Genomic DNA, 18,117 nt, shown 5'->3' on the forward strand with positions numbered 1-18,117 from the left:
CCCCCACGAGGGGGGAGATCAGCCGTCACCAACGCTTTGGCCAATCTTCGGCGTTGCAAGAAGAGAGCCGGCGTCAAAGCTGCCAATCTCCCCCCTTGTGGGGGAGATGTCCGGCAGGACAGAGGGGGGCGCCGTAGAGCGCCAGCAATAGAGTTTCTGGAACGAAAGCAACGCGATTTTGACCACGAACCCCCTCCTGGACGCCACCGGCGTCGTGAAGACCTACGGCGCCGTGGTGGCGCTGCGCAATGCGTCGCTGTCGGTCCTGCCGGGCGAGGTGCACGCTCTGATGGGCGCCAACGGCGCCGGCAAATCGACGCTGGTCAAAATCCTGACCGGCGCCATCCGCGCCGATGCCGGGCATATCCTGATCCGCGGCGAGACGCGCGACGTGCGCTCGCCCGCCGATGCGCGCCGCGCCGGCCTGCTTCCCGTCTATCAGGAACCGTCGCTCATCCCCGATCTCGACGTCGCCTCCAACCTTCGCCTGACCGACACGCCGGTCGAGCCGTTCCGCGCCTGGGTGCGCGAACTCGGCATTCCCGACCTCGACATACGCGACATCGCGCGCGACATCCCGCTTGCCGTGCTGCGCGTGCTCGATCTGGCGCGTGCGCTGGCGGTCGAGCCCGACGTGTTGCTGCTCGACGAGATGACCGCGGCGCTGCCGGCAAACCTTGCCGAAAAGGTGCTGGAGGTCGTTCGCCGCCAAGGCGACAGCGGCCGTTCAGTGATCTTCATTTCCCACCGCTTTGTCGAGATATCGGCACTTTGCGACCGCGCCACCGTGCTTCGCGACGGCGAGACCGTCGGCGTCGTCGACATCGAGCCGGGCGTCGAGGAGCGCATCGTCGAGATGATGCTCGGCGCCAGGATCGAAAAGACACGCGTGGCGGCGCGCCAGGCGAGCCACGCCGCTTCGCCTGGGGATAGCCGCCCGCGGCTCGGCGTGGCGAACCTTCGTGTCGGCACCAAACTCAACGACGTTTCGTTCGATCTGGCGAACGGCGAGGTCGCGGGCGTCGTCGCGCTTGAGGGCCAAGGCCAGGACGAGCTCTTCGCCGCCCTCGCCGGCTCCACCCGCCCGTCCGGCGGCACCATCGAAGTGGACGGGCAGCCGGTGAAATTCGCGCATCCGGCCGATGCGATCCGCGCCGGCATCGCCTATGTGCCCGGCGACCGCACCGAAGCGCTGACCATGCAGCGCTCGGTGCGCGAAAACATCGCGCTCCCGTTCAGCGCCGCCTTGCGCAACTGGGGGCCGATCAACATGGCGCAGGAGCGCTCAAGGGTGGTCAGCGCGATCGAGCGGCTGCAGATCGACACCCGCGCCCAGCGCGAGGTGCAGCGCCTGTCCGGCGGTAACCAGCAGAAGGTGACGATCGCCCGCTGGATCGCCGCTGAGGCACAGACCATCCTCTGCTTCGACCCGACGCGCGGCATCGATGTCGGCACCAAGCAGGAGATCTACAAGCTGCTGCGCGAACTCGCCGACCAGGGCAAGTCGGTGCTGTTCTATACATCCGAGCTCGAGGAGGTGCAGCGTGTCTGCGATCGCGTCATCGTCATCTTTGGGGGCCGCGTCGTCGATGTCTTCCCCGTCGAACTCGCCGACGAGCCGGCGCTGATGCGCGCCGCTTACGGCTTGCCGCGCGGCGCCAAGGAGGATGTCGGCATCCTTGCCGATATCCACTCGGTGGCGAAACCTTGAGCCGCCTCGTCCGCCGTCAGGGCTGGGTCGCCGGCCTGCTTGTCTTGTTCGTGATCCTGTTGGTGATCACCAGGCTCATCCAGCCGGGCTATGGCAGCGGCGATTTCGGCTCGCTGGTGCGCGCGGTGCTGCCTTACGCCTTTGCCGTGGCCGCCCAGACGATTGTCGTCATCGCCGGCGGCATCGATCTTTCCGTCGGCGCCATGATGGCGCTGACCAGCGTCACCGCTGCCTCGATGATGGACGGCGCCAGCGAGGAATACGCGCTTTTTGTCGTGCCGTTCGTGCTGGCCATGGGACTGGTGCTGGGCGCCGTCAACGGCATGCTGATCGTCGTCACCCGCGTGCCCGATATCGTCGTCACGCTGGCCACCCTGTTCGTCCTGCAGGGCGCGGCGCTGTTGGTCCTCGGTGCGCCCGGCGGCGCGGTGGCCGAATGGCTAAGGGCGACCATCGTCGGCACTGTCCAGATCCCGGGCCTGCCAGGGATCTCTGCCTGGATACCGAAGGCGCTGGTGCTTCTGGTCGTCTGCCTCTGCATCATCTGGGTACCGCTCAAGCGCTCAAAACTCGGCCTGTCGATCTACGCCATCGGCAGCAGCGAGCTCGCCGCATTTCGCAGCGGCGTGCCGGTCGCGCGCACCAGGATCATCGCCTATGCCCTGTCGGGGCTCTTCGCCGCCATGGGCGGGCTGGCGCTGACCATGAGCACCGGCATCGGCGCCCCCATTCCCGGCCCCTATCTTCTTGCCAGCGTGGCGGCGGTCGTGCTCGGCGGCGTCGCCCTTGGCGGCGGCAAGGGCGGGTTGCTCGGCCCGATCGTCGCGGTCTTCGTGCTGCGGCTGGTGCGCACCGACCTGACGCTGCTGGCCATCGATCCCAACGTCACCGCAATCATCGAGGGCGCGATCATGGTCGCCGTCGTCATGTTCGGCGCGTTCATCACCATGCGGAGCCGGCAATCATGAGCAATGGCGTGAGGCTGGTTTGCGGAGTCGGTGCTCCACGGCGCCCCCCTCTGTCCTGCTGGACATCTCCCCCACTTGGGGGGAGATCGGCAGCTTCGGCGCCTCGCTCATTCTTGCAACGCCGACAATTGGCGAAAGCCGTCGCGCCGTCCAATCTCCCCACCCGTGGGGGAGATGTCCGGCAGGACAGAGGGGGGCGCCGTAGAACACCATCCTCTCCCGGCATCGCGCAAAACCAATCGCGAGCAATCCCATGAGCACAACCGCGATCCAACCCGTCCCCCTCGGCCGCCGCGTAAAACGCTTCATGGCCGACCGGCCGCTGATTCCCCTGATCATCCTGCTGGTCATCCTGGTGGTGGTCCTGCAGATCCTGCGCCCCGGCATCGTCAACGAGCGCTGGCTCGCGAACACCGTCAAATTCGCCATTCCGCTGGCAATCCTTGCCGGCTGCCAGACCATGACCATGCTGACCGGTGGCATCGATCTGTCTGTCGGAACAGTGGCGACGATGAGCGCCTTCATCATGGCGACGCAGGTCGTCAATCATGACCCGGGTGTAGCGATCCTCATCGCCTTGGTGCCGGCGGTACTGATCGGCCTGGTCAACGGCATCGGCGTCGGCGTGTTTCGCGTGCACCCGCTGATCATGACGCTCGGCACCAGCCTGATCGGCACCGGCTGCCTGCAGGTCTATCAGCGCACCGTCATCGCTTCGGGCGCCAAGATTCCGCCCTTCCTGGCCTGGCTCGGCACCGGCCTCACCTATGGCGTGCCCAATGCGCTGCTGCTGTTCGTGCCTATCGCCATCCTTATCGTCTTCACGTTGAACCGCACCGGCTTCGGCCGCCTGCTTTACGCGGTCGGCGACAATGAAGGGGCAGCACGCCTGTCCGGCGTCCGCTACTGGCAGGTCATCACCGCGCTCTACGTCATCTCGAGCGTGCTCGCCGGCATCACCGGGCTGCTCTATGTCGGCTTGATCAAGGCGCCGTCGCTGTCGCTCGCCGAGCCGCTGGTGCTGCCTTCGGTGGCAGCCGCCGTGATCGGCGGCACCTCGATCTTCGGCGGCCGCGGCGGCTACACCGGCACCATCATAGGGGCGCTGATCCTCACCGTGCTGACAACGCTGCTGACCATCCTGCAGATGCCGGAAGGCGCGCGGCGGATACTGTTTGGGCTTATCGTGCTGTTCGTGACTGCGGCGTATTTGCGGATTATTGAGGATCGGTAGGGCTGCCTGCTTGTGACCCGAGATAGACATTGCTCAGCATGTATTGACGACGCGAAAAGCAATCTAAAGCGGTCCTACAACTAAGCGCGCTCGCGCAGCGCGTCCGTCACCATGTCGGCTGCCGCCCCAAGATCGCTGGCGATGACCGCGCCAGGTACGCGCGCAACGCGGATGCCGACCGCTTCCAATCGTTGATTCACCGCTCGATCCTTCGCTGCGTTCTTGGCGCCGCGATGATGCTTGGTCGAATCACAAAACACTGCCACGCGTTCATTTGGAAAAAACATGTCAGCCTCCGTAATCATGCCGGGGGTGTGGCGGAATTCGATGTCGCGCCACAAATGATATAGCGACGGGTAAAACGAACCGTCATCGTAAAACAGCACCTGTAGCAACGGTGCTAGGCCGCGGTAGAGTAGTTCCTGAAACAGGAAAAGTTCGATAGCCGATTCGGCGCCCCAAACGCGGCGAGACTCGACTTTGGTGAAGGGGGCGGTAGAGCAGCTTACCGCGATGAGCGGCAAACTTGGCCTCATGCTTTGGGTTCGCCATGCCGATTGGCGTCTCGATTACGTCCGCATAGTCGAATTTGGTCGCGAGGAATACTGTTCAACTACCAAGCCCAGCGTGTCGATGCAGTCCTCAAACGGCTTTTCTCCCATGAGAGAGCCGAGCGGTACGAACAGCGACCAGTCTCCGGCAAAAGGATCGTAGCCCATGTAGCAGGGTTGCGTTTCCCGCAAAAACTTCTGAACATCAAGTTTGGCGATCAAATCGATCGGCCGTTCGTCCACCCGATCGCGCTTCGACGCAGGTATCAGCGAGATGGCGTAGGGCGTTGCGTGCGGCACGCCATCGACGATCTTCAGGGCGGCTATGCTGACAACCACCGAAATCATCTGGAACTGAGTGCCTTGCTGGCGGAAGAGTTCGATTTCGCCACGCGAGGGCGAATCGTGCATTACGCCGCCTGCGGCCTTCGCCATCGTCCCGGTGACCGGTTGAATACCGCCCAGTGGACCAAAGCTAGCCCGTATCAACTCGGGAATCGTGCAACGCCCAAGCCGAAAGGCGAGGCGGGAAGATGACGGTATTCCGGGCGCGCCAGAAGCAATGCAGGTCTATCTTTGATCATCGTTGCAGCACTACACCATCGGGTACAATCGTTACTTCAAGACCTCAAGTCGTGGCAGTAAAATACCAGCCGCTTATAGGACTGCGTCAAGGTTGGCCGTAGATTCGGTTGATTGCCCATTTCCCGCCGCCTGGAGCGTTTACGAACGACTATCGCGTACGGTTTCTACCACTTATGCCCAAAAAGTCGCCCCGGTTGATCAGGCCGGAGCATAACTTGGGCAGCCTACAGGTTGGTGGAAAAGTCCTTGCCCCACTTCACACCGGCGCAGTCGCAAGCACGCTTGAGCCACGCGTCGGTCTCCTGCGCGGAGTTGTTCGTGCCGTACCACCAGCCATTCATAAGCTGCATGCTGAATTTTTCGGACAAGCCCTCAGAGTCGAACAAGGCGGCGGGGTCGTGCGCGACAATGCGCTTAGTGGTCGTCTTGATCTTCGAGAGCTTCTCAAGCGTCCCGGGCTTGTGCTTTTCGAGTGCGCGAAGGCCGGTCCCGAGCAACTCTTTCAGCGAGTAAGCGTCGAACTTCTCGCCGAATACCACGAGCTGATAGTTGCCGCTCTTGCGCGAGGCCTTGGGTGCTGCGGCCGGCATCTCGACAGCGCCTTCGGCTACGATGATCTTCTCCTCAGCGAGATCGATCAGTGAGACCGGCTGAAATGTATCGGTTTCGAGTGAGAGGCGCGTAACGCTGAGCACGCGCATGTTGAGCTTCTTCTGCGGATCAGCAGACGAGAGCAAAGAGACGAGCTTCGAGGTTGAGATATATGAAACGCTTGCCATTGGGCAGTCCTCCAGTTAAGCAAGCCAACTTATAGCACCTTCCTTATAAGGGCGCAATGAACTTGTAAGTTAGTAGCTGAAGCATGTGCGTTACGCGTCTTCTCAATGCGCGCGCCCACCTTGAAGGGTGTGACGGCAAATTCGGAGCAAGGGTACCCTTGTGGGCGAGTGATCCGACACCGCCGCTCTACTCCCTTCGGTGGCAGCCGCCGTGATCGGAGGAACCTCGATCTTTCCAGCGGCGGCTACACCGGCACCATCATCGGTGCCCTGATCCTCACCGTGCTGACGACGCTGCTCACCATCCTGCAAATGCCCGAAGGCGCGTGGCGGATCCTGTTCGGGCTGATCGTGTTCGTTACGGCGGCGTATTTGAGGATTATTGAGGATAGGTAGGGGGCTGACTCGAACGGCTGCTTTTGAACACAAGGTCGACTACGTCTGCCGAGACGTTGACGGCGGCTTTGCGCCTCATGCCGACCGTTGCGATTGGCTAGGCCGTCAACCAACGATTCGGTCGGCATACTCTTGAGCCGGCCGCTGCGGGGCTGAGCCAACGATGGGCGACGAAATTCGAGCAAAAGTCGCCGTGCTTCACGATGCGTTGGGACGAGATACCCCGCGTCGCCGCCTAAATTAGCTATCGTAAAAAGCATCCCCTCACCCTTCCGCACCATCCGGGAGCACGGTGAGTACGCTAAGCACGCATCAGCACAGTAGCACATTGAGGACTGCGGGTAAGCCAGCAACCCATTGTTTTCGCCGGTTAATTCGACCTGGCATGAATTACTTGTTGCAATTCAACAATGTAAGATGCAAAAGTTCGCGCGAACTTGTGGTTATGAACCGCGCGATTCGGCAACTCAGAATGATTAAGTAAACATCTAAGTCATTGAGATTATTACATTTCGACTTCATATTATGATGCATCGAGTGAACCAGGGTCCAAACCTGAGATTTTCCCGATGCTCAACTCAGGGCCGGGGTCCAAACCCGGCCCGCCTTCTGCGCCTCCACCGCAAGAAGCGCCTGCCAACCCAGCCAGGTCCAAACTGGCCAATTTTAAGGAGAACGAAATGCCGTCCGGAAGAGAAGTCGCCGCAATTGCGAAGAAGCTGGTTGCGCAGCGGGACATGTTATGGCCAGGCGCGGAAAAATTGATCTGGCACCGTCTGGCCAACAAAGGGTTCGCAACAATCCCGAAGACGATGCCGCTAATCCTACAGATCATGGACGACATGAGCAACGGAAAGCCACTGTCATCGACCTACACCGGGCTGTGGTGCGAGACGTGGGACAACGCCATGGTCAACACCGCCAAGCATGAAGACCTCGCCCACGCGGCGGGATTTACGGGGCAACGTGCCGGCTACACTTGGTCGACGCGGATGCGCCTCCTACAAGAACTGAAATTCATCGATATCAAGCCAGGGCGATCCGGCGAGATCAGCCATGCCATCATCTGGAATCCGCATCGTGTCATTCGTTGGCACTACAACCAGAAAACGCCGGGGCTGCAGGAAGGTAGGTTTAACGCGTTGCTGGATCGCGCTTTCGAGGTTGGTGCGGCCGACATGTTGGAGGACGTGACTACCGCTCCCGACGTGCTGCCGGCCTTGACAACCGCGGCGTAATTCGCAGAGGCCGACAGATGAAGTTGAGGATTACGCCCGAAGAAACTCGGAGGCTCCGGCAGGCTGTTGCGCATGCTATCTCGGGCTTCAAGGCTTACGACGTGCCGGGGCTATGCACCAGGCTCGGACTCTCTGAAGGAGACAGCGACGAAGCCTATCGAAGCAAGTTCACCTACGCTTCGAAACGTTTGGCCGGCGTATCGGCCGAGCAGGTGATTGAAGTCGCCAAATTGATACTCGCCGAGGTCGAAGATTTCGATTTGCAAGAGTTTGTGGCCCTCATCACCGAACGCGGGTCTCCTCCTGTTACGGAACTGACGAGACGCCGGATCGCTTCAGGCCTGGAGGGCCACCCACTTTGCACGGAAATTGATGAAATCGACCTGTTGCGTCGTGTATGGCCGATTGGCTCTATGCTCAGCAAATTCAATGATTCCCGCAATTGGGAGGATTTCGGCACGCATACCCTCGAGACCGATATCATTCGGCACACAGTCGCTAATTCAGATTGGTCGCAAAAGGATCTGTTGACCGCATTGGACTTTTTCACCTGTTCCCGCGACCAGGTATTTCGCTTCTTGCAAAGCCTTGTCGACCCCGTGGTGCAGACGCCGGATCGGCAAGCCGAAGTGGTCGCTTTGCTCAACAAGCATCTGCAGCCAGACGGTTACGCTCTGAAGGTAGTCCGCAGGCTGTCGGGAAGCCCGGTCTATGAGGTTCGGGCGGCTTCTATCGGTGCGCCAGCGGATGCTGCCATATCTGCCGTGTTAGCTGAGTTCGATCCCGACCACGTTCATCAGCGATGGGAAATGGCTATGGATCGGCGTTCTTCCGACCCGGCTGGTGCCATTACCCTTGCCCGAACGCTCTTGGAGGATGTTTGCAAATGGATTCTGTCTGAAGCCAGTGAAACCTTCGCCGACGACGAGGAACTGCCCGCGCTTTATCGCAAACTGGCCAAGACGCTGAAAATTGCGCCGGACGACTATACCGAAAAGGTGTTCAAACAGATTTTGGGCGGCTGCCAATCCATTGTTGAATCCCTTGGGGCATTGAGGAATCGGCTGGGTGACGCCCATAGTCAAGGCCCTTTGCGGGCAAGGCCGCAGGCCCGGCACGCCGAACTGGCCGTCAACCTTTCAGGTTCGATGGCAACGTTCTTGGTATCGACATGGCGGGAGCGTCAAAGGCAGTCGAGGGCGGACTGAGGATAAGATTTTCAGAGTAGCAAACGCCCCCGACGCATCCGTGGGTACCGGTTCGCTCTCGGCCCAGTTCCGGCCGTTCCGATATGCACATAGATTGGCTCCGGCGCTAAGCAGACATGGGTCAATGACCGCGTCTGACCCAATGCGAGCATTTGGTTAGCCAGCACGAGCCAGCCGTACGGCAGCGTCGAGCCCAAACGGGCTCATCCCTCGCCTCACACAGCCAAACTCCCCTGCTCCACCTCCGCAGCACCGGGATCCCCCGGCGCGTCGCCCAGGCGAGTTCGACCAGAGTCACTGTCCGCCGACCAACCCCGTCGAGCTGGCAGACGATCAGCCCCTGCTCCTGGACATAGGTCAGCAGGCGCCTGGCGGCGCCGCGAGTGGGAGCCATACGCGCGGGCGATCGCCGCGTCGCTCGGGCAGCCCTCCTTCGCCGCGCGGGCGATCATCATGAACACGCCTTGCATATCCTCGGGCAGCAACGAGGCGCACCGAGACATCCTGCCAGGCGTCATCGCCTGCCATGTCGGAGCCGAGGCCGGCGCGGGCGCGCGTCAGCATGCGGCGGAACTCGGGCAGGTTCGGCACGACAGAGGCGAGGCCTTCTATGCGGCAGCGGACCACGAACTCCTGCTAAAGCACGCCGATGACACGGAACCCCGCGCCTGGTTGCGCCAGGAGGCGGCTGAGGCTGTCGGGACTGCGAGCAGCGCGGCATTCGCGGTCGGCTACGAATGCGGAATGCCAAAGAGGCAAGATGCAGAACCTTGGCCGCCGCTTAAGCAGGCCGTGAGCAGCGATGAAGCGGTCGGGCGCTGGCAAAGGTCGTCCTCAGGAGGCTAAGCGGTCGGCCGGAACTAGCCGATGTCGCGCTTGCCTTGCCGCGAAACACCCGTCAAGCCCCTCCACAGCGTTAATCATCGCGCAGATTCCCCCTGATCAGCGCGAAAATCAGCGTGGAGCGATCTCCGCGACGAGATCGTTCGTCGTCTTGACCCCAGCCATGAAGCCGGCGGCATTGAATTCGTTCATGACGAAGAAAGCGCCGACGCCGCGTGTCGGTGCAATCGCAACATAGAGAAACATCCCTTGCAGGCCGCCGCTCTTCTGGAGGATGAGCGGGCGATGCTCGTTGGGGAGCATGATGACCCATCCGAGACCCATGGCGTCCATCGGGCCGCCGTCATCCAGCCCCACCACCGACGCGAGCCCGTCCCGGTACAAAAAAGCCGCGTGGTTCAAAAGGCGGAACTCGGCGCCGGCCGCGGAAGGCTTGTTGTCGATATGCCAGTTCATCCAGCGCAGCAGGTCGTCCGCGGTCGAGTACAATCCACCGGCGCACTCGATGGCTGTGCTCGTCGGCACGATGGGCATGGCGCTGCCGTCGAAGTTATGCCCCTGCATCAGGCGCGGCTCGTCCTCCGGTCTTGGGTTGAAAACCGTGTCTTTCATGCCGAGAGGATCGAGGACACGCTCCCGCAGGACCTCGGCATATGGCTTTCCAGAGACATTCGCGAGCGCCGCTCCGAGGAGGTCGTATCCGAAGTTCGAATAGAGAACGGCGGTGCCCGGCGCGAACAGCAGCGGATTGTCCTTGAGGGCGGCAATCTGCGCCTCTTTGGTGTTCGTCGAGAAGGGGTCGGAGGGGGGCGCCTCGGCCACCGGCACCTCCCGCGGAAGGCCGGAAGCTTGCGCGACGAGATCGATCAGGCGGAGGGCGCGGCCATCTTTCTCAGGGAGCGTAACGTCCCAGCCAAGGCGATCCTGCAGCCGGTCGGTAAGCTGTACCTTACCGTCGATCGCCAGCGAGGAAAGCACACTGCCGCAGAACACTTTGCTCACGGACGCGATGCGGAACATTGTGTCGCCGTCGGGCACTTTTTCACTCCCGTCGGCAATCTTGCCGAAACCGGCCAACGCCGTCTCGCCGTTGCGCACGGCGCCGAAGATCAGGCCAGGCACCTCGGTGGAGAGATACAGGATCGTACCGTTGAACTGCACCGCTTCCGTCAGCAGCTTGTCCTCGGCATGTCCATAAGAGGGAACGGCTGCGATTGCCGTCAAAGCGATGGCCATAAGTCGGCGCGATCGAGACAAACGCATTGCCAAAATCCTTTGATAAAGCTGCAGAATAACATCTTCGGAAAAAGGGCCGCCGCGTAGTATCTTACCATCTCTCCAGAAGCAGGAGATGTCAACAGAATGAACCGAAGGGGGTAATCGGCGGCGGTAGCGTAGTTTCGGCGGATATTTTGCGCTACAGTCCTGCCGTATTTCTTGTCATTCGTCAGTTGATCGGGGCTGATCTCTAAAAGACTCGCCGCTGTACCTGCCGCTTAGCCATACATCGCCTTGATGCGTGGCATTCCCCTTGCGCGCTCGGCCGCCGCCTCACACAGCCAAACTGCCCTGTTCCGCCTCCTCGGCGTTGGGGTTGCCCGGTGCCGTTGCCCAGGCCAATTCCACCAGCGTCACGACCCGCCGGCCGAGACCGTCAAGTTGGCAGACGATGAGGCCCTGCTCCTCGATATAGGTCAGCAGACGCCGTGCGCGGCGCAGCGAGTGCGAGCCATAGGCGCGGGCGATCGCTGCGTCGCTCGGGCAAGGCCAGCCCTCCTTCGCCGCGCGGGCGATCATCATGAACACGCCCTGCATATCCTCGGGCAGCAGCGAGGCGCGCGCCGAGACGTCCTGCCACGCGTCATCGCCGGCCATGTCGGAGCCTAAGCCGGCGCGAGCGCGCGTCAGCATGCGGCGGAACTCCGGCAGGTCCGGCACGACCGAGGCGAGGCCCTCGATCCGGCAGCGGACCACGAACTCCTGATAAAGCACGCCGATGACGCGGAAGCCCGCATCGGGCTGCGCCAGCACGGCGCGCAGGACACGGTCGACCCGCTCACGCCGCTCGGCCAAATCCTCGGCGCTGATTGGCGCCGCCGCCGCTTCGGGGCGGATTTCCAGCGCCGCCGACTTCGCCGCCATCAGCTGATCGAGCAGGTCCGGCGACGATCGGCGCTGCGGCCGGACAGTTTCCGGCGGCGGCGCTGCCAGGATGATCGCGCGGGCATCCTCCAACGCGGCTTCCGGCAGCGGCATCAGCCGCGGCGTGCCATTGCGCGGACTTGTGTCGGTGGGGCCGATGCGCAAGCCCAGCGGACGGCGCGACAGCGCCGGGCCCAGCGCCATGAAGTGCCCGCGCTCCAGGTCGCGAAAAGCCTCCGCCTGGCGCCGCTCCATGCCGAGAAGGTCGGCGGCGCGCGCCATGTCGATGTCGAGAAAAGTCCGGCCCATGAGGAAATTGGAAGCCTCGGCGGCGACGTTCTTGGCGAGCTTGGCCAGTCGCTGGGTGGCGATGATCCCGGCCAGCCCGCGCTTGCGGCCACGGCACATTAAATTGGTCATGGCGCCCAGCGAGAGTTTGCGCGCCTCGTCGGAAACCTCGCCGGCGACTGCCGGCGCGAACAGCTGCGCCTCGTCCACCACCACCAGCATCGGGTACCAGTGGTCGCGGGCGACCTCGAACAGCCCGCCGAGAAAGGCGGCGGCGCGCCGCATCTGGTTTTCGGCGTCGAGCCCCTCGAGATTGAGCACCGTGGAGACGCGGTGGATGCGCGCCCGCTCGCCGGCGATCTGCAGGCCGCGCTCGGTATGCTCCTCGGCATCTATCACTAGGTGGCCGAAACGGTCGCCGAGCGAGACGAAGTCGCCTTCAGGGTCGATGATGGTCTGCTGCACCCAGGGGGCACTCTGCTCCAAGAGCCGGCGCAGCAGATGGGATTTGCCGGAGCCCGAATTGCCCTGCACCAAAAGGCGCGTCGCCAGCAGCTCCTCAAGATCCAGTGCAGCCGGGGCGCCTGCGGTCGTGTGGCCCATCTCGATCGCAACGGTCATGTCTCGACTCTCCTTGAGGAGAGGGCTTATCAACCGCATCACAGCCCGTCGAGCGCCCATGGCCGGCCGTTCGGTGTTGCGCACAGCTGGTCGTTGCACGGGGCGTCAGTTCGCCGACGTAAGCATCACGCGATCATGCGCGAGGGGTTGCCTTCTGATTAGGATGATCGCGGAGAAGGCCAATATACCGAGCATGCCGACCGCAGCGGTCAACCAGAGTGATGGCTGGACGCCGATGCCTGCCATCGCCATGGCAAGGGCAAATGGCGCAAGCGCTGACGAGAACTGGCGCGCCGCCGTCACCCAGCCGAGCCGGGCGCCGTAGCGCTCCCGCCCGAACAATTCCAGGGGCAGCGTGCCGCCGACGATGCTGGCGAGGCCCGAGCCCAATCCAAACAGGATGACGAAGGCGATGGCGCCAGGCACCGATGGTGTGGTCGCCAGCAGGGCAATAAGACCGAGCGGCAGCAATGTCGCGCCGATCACCGCGAGCCAGGTCTGTGCCAGCCGACCGCCGAACAGCATGTTGATCAGCCGGCTTGCCACTTGGGACGGGCCGAAAAGCGTGGTGACGACAAGCCCGGCGGAACCCAGTCCGAGCGCCGTCGTCAGCGGGACCATGTGAACGAGGATCGAGGACAGCACGAAACCCTCGATTGCGAAGCCGCCAAGCATGAGCAGAAACACTCTGCTGCGGTCGCGCGCGGTGAAGGCAACCGGCCCGCCGACCGACCCGATCGCCGCAGCTGTCGCCGAAGCGTTTTTGTCCGCCCGACGCGACAGCCGCGCCAGCCAGGCATGGATGGGCAGGCAGATGGCGAGATTGATGCCGGCAAAGACCAGATAGACCTCGCGCCAGGTCAGGTATTCGTGAAGTGCCGCCGTCAACGGCCAGAACAGGGTCGAGGCGAAGCCGGCGATCAGCGTCAGATGGGTGATACTGCGCTGCGCCCCGGCGCCGCCGATCTGGACGATCGCGACGAAAGCGGCGCTGTAGAGCACGAAGGCAGACGCAAGTTCCATCGCCATCAAGGCCAGCACGAAGCTCACCCGACCGGTTGCTACCGCGCAAGCAACAAGTGCTGCCGCAGCGGCAGCCGAACCAAAGGTCATTACCCGACCGGCGCCGAAACGATCGGCCCAGCGCCCGGCTGTCGGCGCAAACAGCCCACCCACCAGCAGCGACGCCGACAGGGCGCCGAAAACCCATTGTTCCGGCCAGGCGAACTCGAGCGCGATCGACGGCACCAGGATGCTAAAACTGTAATAGAGCGTGCCGTAGCCGATGATCTGCGTCAGCCCCAACGCCCAGAGTGCGGCAGCCGGGATTTTCCGGTCGCTCATTGAGCGGCGATCTCGAGATCGTCGCTGCGTACTGCTGCGATCGCTTGCGTGCTGCCGCAGCCGCAGCCTGACTTGCCGCTCGCCTTCGCCTTGGCATCGTCGACGCAACAGGCGTCGACAGCAGCCGGCGCCGGTCCGCCGCAGCAACCCTGTGACGACGCACCTGAAGGTGATACCGGCACCGTGCAGACGCCGGTCTCTGGCAACACCAGCTGCACGGCATCGGCGGCAGCCATGTCGCCGGCGAGCGCCGCGGCGACCGAGCGGACCTGCTCATAGCCGGTCAGCAGCAGGAACGTCGGCGCCCGGCCATAGCTTTTGACGCCGACCGTGTAGAAATCGGGCTCGGGGTGGATGAGCTCGCGGTGACCATGCGGCGGCACGTCGCCGCAGGAGTGCTCATTGGGATCGATGAGCGGCCCGAGCGCCTTGACGCCTTCGAGCCACGGATCGAGGTCCAGCCGAAGCTCCCGGGTCAAGGCGAGATCGGGGCGCTGACCGGTCGCGGCAATGATCCGGTCGACGGGGCCGAGCCTGCGCAACCCGTCTTCTGTCTGGCCTTCGACAACGAGACGGCCGTCGACGTCGCGAATGGCAACCGTGGCAAAGCCCGTCATCAGCCGCACGCGGCCGCTTTCGGCGAGCTGCCGGACATCGGAACCAAGTTCGCCGCGCGCCGGCAGCGCGTCGGCATCGCCGCCACCGTAAATGCGGACAAGGTCGGTGCCGCGCGTCACCCATAGTGCCGAAGTGCCCGGTTCGGTTTGCGCAAGCTCCGCCAATTCCAGCAAGGCATTGGCGGCGGAATGGCCGGCGCCCACCACCAATGTCGTGCGGCCTGCATAGAGATGACGGTCGCGGCCGAGAACATCCGGGATGCCGTAGGCGATGCGGTCGCCAAATTCCGTCTCGCCTTCGGCCGGCAAGCCGCCCGCGCCGAGCGGGTTCGGCGTCTGCCAGGTGCCGGATGCATCGATCACGGCACGGGCGCTGTCCCGGCGCATGTCCCCGGCCGTTTCGACCACAAGCATGAACGGCCGCGTCTCCCGCGCCTTGCTCAAGACCTTGTCGGCTCCCCAGCGGGAAATGGCGACAACACGGGCGTTGGTCTCGATCGACGGCGCCAGTTCGGAAAGTTTTGCCAGCGGCGCGAGGTACTGGGAGACGATTTCATCGGCGGTAGGGAACGCCTCCGGCTCCGGCATCCGCCAGCCGTGGCTCTCGAGAAGTTTTCGGGCAACCGCGTCGACACAATAGCGCCACGGCGTGAAAACCCGCACATGGCCCCAATCCCGAAGGTTCGAGCCGACAGAAGAACCAGCCTCGTAGACCTTGACCGAAAGGCCACGGCTGACCAGTTGGGCGGCGGCCGCCAGGCCGACAGGTCCGCCACCGATGATGGCGACCGGGAGATCGTTTTCAGAAACCATGGCACACCTTCTATGTTTCTAGGATTATAGAAATAACGGTCAAAAAAGAGTTAGGCAGCCGCCTCGCCGACAGCCGGGCCGCATGCGGCATCGGCACAACATTCATCGGCAAGAAAGCCAAGGAGATCGTTCATCACAGGATAATTGGCACGGCAGATCAGCGTCGTTGCCTGGCGTTCCTGGGTGACCAGACCGGTCAGAATAAGCCGGTGGAGATGATGCGACAGCGTCGACGCAGCGATGCCGAGGGCTTCCTGCAGATAACCAACCGGTCGTCCGGTTTCGCCTGCCCTCACCAGTGTGCGATAGACATCAAGCCGTGTCGGATTGCCGAGCGCCTCAAGCTGTTTTGCTGCTTGTTCGAGTTTCATGGAAATAAGCTAGCTGCCGCTGCCGGGTGTCGTCAAGCGCTATTTCCAAGATTCCAGAAATACCAGATAGGCGTCAGACGCGCCGCCCCGATGCATCGATCACCACTTCGCCGTCTTCCTTGGTGAACGGCCCGATATCAGGATTGGGCAGAATGTCGAGAACCGCTTCGGAGGGCCGTGCAAGTACGGTGCCGAGCGGCGTCAGCACGATCGGCCGGTTGATCAGGATCGGATGCGCCAGCATGAAATCGACGATCTCGTCGTCGGTCCATTTGGGGTCGCCGAGATTGAGTTCGGCGTACGGCGTACCCTTCTCGCGCAGCAGTTCGCGCGGCGTCATTCCCATCGCCGCGATCAGCTCGACGAGCCGTTCGCGCGACGGCGGATTTTTCAGATACTCGACCACCTCAGGCTCTTCGCCGGACTGCCGGATGATCGCCAGCGTGTTGCGCGAGGTGCCGCAGTCGGGGTTGTGGTAGATGGTGATGGTCATTTCGCGGCTTTCATCTGTCTGATTGGTTTGGGCTCGCTGAGCAGCCATCCTGCCAAGGCCATGGCAAGCAGCGCGCCCAGCAGCTCGGCGACGATGAACGCTGGCAGGTCAACAGGACGGATGCCCGCGAACGTGTTGGAAACCGCCCGCGCAATGGCGACTGCCGGATTGGCAAACGAGGTCGAAGCCGTGAACCAATAGGCCGCGGTGATGTAGAGGCCGACCAGCCAGGGGATGGCATCCGAACGGAAGCGAAGACCCGCCAGAATGGTGAAGACTAGGCCGAAGGCTGCCACCAACTCCGCAATCCATTGTCCGTTTCCGGTCCGCACGGTTTGCGAGATTTGCAGAATCGGCAGTTCGAACATGGCGTGCGCCAGCAGCGTTCCGGCGACGCCGCCGCCAATCTGGGCGATCACATAGGCCAGTGCAGCGTTCGCTTCGATTTCCCGCCGCAGCGCAAAAACCAGCGTCACCGCCGGATTGAAATGCGCCCCGGAAATCGGTCCGAGTATGGTGATCAGCACCACCAAAATCGCTCCGGTCGGCAGCGTGTTGCCGAGCAGCGACAGACCCACGTCATCCGTCAGACGATCCGCCATGATGCCGGACCCGACGACCGTCGCGACGAGCATTGCCGTGCCGAGCGCTTCCGCGACAATGCGGCGGGACAGGTCAGCCGCCATGATGTCAGCCGGCCTTCGGCAGATCGCGGCCGATTTCATCGAGCCGTTTCTGCAGGGCAAGTTTGTCGATGGTGTTCATCGGCAGGCTGACGAAGATCGAGATCCGATTGTTGAGCATGCGATAGGCTTCGGCAAAGGCCAGATGCTTTTCGGCGTCGGTGCCGTCCACGGCGGCCGGGTCGGGCACGCCCCAATGCGCCGTCATCGGCTGTCCCGGCCAGACCGGACAGGCTTCATTGGCCGCATTGTCGCACACTGTGAAAACGAAATTCATCTCCGGGGCGCCGGCAGCCGCGAATTCCTGCCAGTCCTTCGAACGGGCGAACGACGTGTCGTGGTTGAGGGTTTTCAAAAGCTGGAGCGCGTAGGGATGGACCTCTCCCTTCGGGTGCGATCCGGCCGAATAAGCCCTGAACTTGCCGGCGCCGACACGCTTCAGGATCGCTTCGGCGAGGATCGACCTTGCCGAATTGCCGGTGCAGAGAAAAAGCACGTTGTATGGCTCGCTCATGGCGTAGTCCTCCCTTCAACAGTTGCAAGTCACCGCCTGAATGACCGGTTGGCAGAGTTCCGGCGCGCCGTTGCAGCAATCCTCCATGAGATAGGCAAGCAGATCGCGAAAACCGGTCATGTCGGCGACGTAGCGGATCGTCCGGCCGTCGCGCTCGGCGCGCACGAGGCCGGCATGGTCGAGAACCTTCAGATGCGCCGACATCGTGTTCTGCACCGTACCGAGGCGCGAGGCGATCTCGCCGGCGGGAAGACCGTCTGCGCCCGCCCGCACCAGCAGGCGAAACACCTCAAGCCTGGTGTCCTGGCCAAGCGCTGCCAATGCGAGAAGAGCGGTGTTTTTATCCATGCATCCTAGAATCCGGAATTATGGATGTATATGGCCGGCATATGACAGACAGATGACAGAGGCAAGAGGCGGCCACTGCGTCCGGATTGCAGATTTATTTCCCGAGCCACCGCGGCTTCGTCATCCCAGGGCGGAGCAAGGAGCGAAGCGACGCGGCGCAGACCCTAGGATCCATGCCGTTACCGAAGCCGAAGAATGCAGCGGCTCAGAATGGCGCTTGCGTGCGCAACGGTGCTCGTTACCCTTCCCCCCATGACCGGCTATGCCTACATGACCGCGAGCCAGAAGCGCGGCACGATCTACATCGGCATCACCAACGATCTCGGCCGCCGCATGCCGGAGCACAGATCCGGCCAGGGCTCACGCTTCA

18 protein-coding genes and 3 pseudogenes are annotated in these 18,117 nt (G+C 62.7%); 8 read left to right on the forward strand and 13 right to left on the reverse strand.

Annotation, left to right across the window (positions count from 1 at the left end; genetic code table 11):
• Nucleotides 1-178: 178 nt before the first annotated feature.
• The 3 genes from NMG70_RS30355 to NMG70_RS30365 all read left to right on the forward strand — a co-directional run bounded on the left by NMG70_RS30355 (nt 179) and on the right by NMG70_RS30365 (nt 3,913).
• On the forward strand, nt 179-1,711 hold the full coding sequence (locus NMG70_RS30355) for a sugar ABC transporter ATP-binding protein (protein WP_254027893.1): 1,533 nt from the start codon (nt 179-181) through the stop codon (nt 1,709-1,711).
• Nucleotides 1,708-2,679 (forward strand): ABC transporter permease, encoded by a 972-nt coding sequence (locus tag NMG70_RS30360; protein ID WP_254027894.1) that lies wholly within the window; start codon nt 1,708-1,710, stop codon nt 2,677-2,679. Before NMG70_RS30355 ends, NMG70_RS30360 begins: the two co-directional genes overlap by 4 nt.
• A gap of 253 nt (nt 2,680-2,932) precedes the next feature.
• Nucleotides 2,933-3,913, forward strand: a complete 981-nt coding sequence (locus tag NMG70_RS30365; RefSeq protein ID WP_254027895.1) for an ABC transporter permease — start codon at nt 2,933-2,935, stop codon at nt 3,911-3,913.
• Between the two features lie 80 nt (nt 3,914-3,993).
• On the opposite strand, the gene NMG70_RS30370 is transcribed toward NMG70_RS30365, so the two are convergent.
• The 3 genes from NMG70_RS30370 to NMG70_RS30380 form a co-directional block, all read right to left on the reverse strand.
• Nucleotides 3,994-4,437, reverse strand: coding sequence for a very short patch repair endonuclease (locus NMG70_RS30370; protein WP_254027896.1), 444 nt, complete (start codon nt 4,435-4,437; stop codon nt 3,994-3,996).
• Nucleotides 4,438-4,482: 45 nt separating this feature from the next.
• Nucleotides 4,483-4,899 carry a hypothetical protein gene (locus tag NMG70_RS30375; protein WP_254027897.1) on the reverse strand — a complete coding sequence of 139 codons (417 nt, stop codon included), beginning with the start codon at nt 4,897-4,899 and terminating at the stop codon, nt 4,483-4,485.
• A 374-nt stretch (nt 4,900-5,273) separates the two neighbouring features.
• Complete coding sequence (locus NMG70_RS30380) at nt 5,274-5,750, reverse strand: hypothetical protein (protein WP_254027898.1); 477 nt, start codon at nt 5,748-5,750, stop codon at nt 5,274-5,276.
• A 265-nt stretch (nt 5,751-6,015) separates the two neighbouring features.
• Between NMG70_RS30380 and NMG70_RS30385 the strand changes: the two are divergent.
• From NMG70_RS30385 to NMG70_RS30395, 4 genes and pseudogenes are all read left to right on the forward strand, one after another.
• Nucleotides 6,016-6,224 (forward strand): annotated as a pseudogene (locus NMG70_RS30385) (ABC transporter permease); the annotation flags it as partial.
• Nucleotides 6,225-6,337: 113 nt separating this feature from the next.
• Nucleotides 6,338-6,463, forward strand: a pseudogene (locus NMG70_RS33110) (DUF4113 domain-containing protein); the annotation flags it as partial.
• 441 nt (nt 6,464-6,904) lie between these two features.
• Nucleotides 6,905-7,462: a hypothetical protein gene (locus tag NMG70_RS30390; protein WP_254027899.1), complete on the forward strand. Its 558-nt coding sequence runs from the start codon at nt 6,905-6,907 to the stop codon at nt 7,460-7,462.
• 17 nt (nt 7,463-7,479) lie between these two features.
• Nucleotides 7,480-8,670 carry an abortive infection family protein gene (locus NMG70_RS30395; protein WP_254027900.1) on the forward strand — a complete coding sequence of 397 codons (1,191 nt, stop codon included), beginning with the start codon at nt 7,480-7,482 and terminating at the stop codon, nt 8,668-8,670.
• Between the two features lie 215 nt (nt 8,671-8,885).
• On the opposite strand, the pseudogene NMG70_RS30400 reads toward NMG70_RS30395, so the two are convergent.
• The 10 genes and pseudogenes from NMG70_RS30400 to NMG70_RS30445 all read right to left on the reverse strand — a co-directional run.
• Nucleotides 8,886-9,357: pseudogene (locus NMG70_RS30400) on the reverse strand (ATP-binding protein); the annotation flags it as partial.
• Nucleotides 9,358-9,624: 267 nt separating this feature from the next.
• Entirely contained in the window at nt 9,625-10,749 is a 1,125-nt protein-coding gene (ampH, locus tag NMG70_RS30405) for a D-alanyl-D-alanine-carboxypeptidase/endopeptidase AmpH (RefSeq protein ID WP_254027901.1), read from the reverse strand.
• Between the two features lie 315 nt (nt 10,750-11,064).
• Entirely contained in the window at nt 11,065-12,564 is a 1,500-nt protein-coding gene (locus tag NMG70_RS30410; protein WP_254027902.1) for a helicase HerA domain-containing protein, read from the reverse strand.
• A gap of 105 nt (nt 12,565-12,669) precedes the next feature.
• Nucleotides 12,670-13,908: an arsenite efflux MFS transporter ArsK gene (gene arsK / locus NMG70_RS30415; RefSeq protein WP_254027903.1), complete on the reverse strand. Its 1,239-nt coding sequence runs from the start codon at nt 13,906-13,908 to the stop codon at nt 12,670-12,672.
• Nucleotides 13,905-15,338 carry an NAD(P)-binding domain-containing protein gene (locus NMG70_RS30420; RefSeq protein WP_254027904.1) on the reverse strand — a complete coding sequence of 478 codons (1,434 nt, stop codon included), beginning with the start codon at nt 15,336-15,338 and terminating at the stop codon, nt 13,905-13,907. Before NMG70_RS30420 ends, arsK begins: the two co-directional genes overlap by 4 nt.
• Before the next feature lie 50 nt (nt 15,339-15,388).
• A complete protein-coding gene (locus tag NMG70_RS30425; RefSeq protein WP_254027905.1) occupies nt 15,389-15,709 on the reverse strand; it encodes an ArsR/SmtB family transcription factor in 321 nt (106 codons plus the stop codon).
• Between the two features lie 73 nt (nt 15,710-15,782).
• Nucleotides 15,783-16,202 carry an arsenate reductase (glutaredoxin) gene (arsC, locus tag NMG70_RS30430; RefSeq protein WP_254027906.1) on the reverse strand — a complete coding sequence of 140 codons (420 nt, stop codon included), beginning with the start codon at nt 16,200-16,202 and terminating at the stop codon, nt 15,783-15,785.
• On the reverse strand, nt 16,199-16,888 hold the full coding sequence (locus tag NMG70_RS30435) for an aquaporin (protein ID WP_301555198.1): 690 nt from the start codon (nt 16,886-16,888) through the stop codon (nt 16,199-16,201). Before NMG70_RS30435 ends, arsC begins: the two co-directional genes overlap by 4 nt.
• A 4-nt stretch (nt 16,889-16,892) precedes the next feature.
• The gene (locus tag NMG70_RS30440) at nt 16,893-17,399 is read right to left on the reverse strand and encodes an arsenate reductase ArsC (protein ID WP_254027907.1); all 507 of its coding nucleotides are present in this window, start codon (nt 17,397-17,399) and stop codon (nt 16,893-16,895) included.
• Between the two features lie 15 nt (nt 17,400-17,414).
• Nucleotides 17,415-17,747: an ArsR/SmtB family transcription factor gene (locus NMG70_RS30445; protein WP_254027908.1), complete on the reverse strand. Its 333-nt coding sequence runs from the start codon at nt 17,745-17,747 to the stop codon at nt 17,415-17,417.
• A 270-nt stretch (nt 17,748-18,017) separates the two neighbouring features.
• Here NMG70_RS30445 and NMG70_RS30450 point away from each other — a divergent pair.
• Nucleotides 18,018-18,117, forward strand: a 100-nt coding sequence (locus NMG70_RS30450) for a GIY-YIG nuclease family protein (RefSeq protein ID WP_254027910.1), incomplete at its 3' end; no start/stop codon positions are given.

This window comes from Mesorhizobium ventifaucium (assembly GCF_935822925.1).
In the GTDB taxonomy this organism is placed as follows: Bacteria; Pseudomonadota; Alphaproteobacteria; order Rhizobiales; family Rhizobiaceae; genus Mesorhizobium; species Mesorhizobium ventifaucium.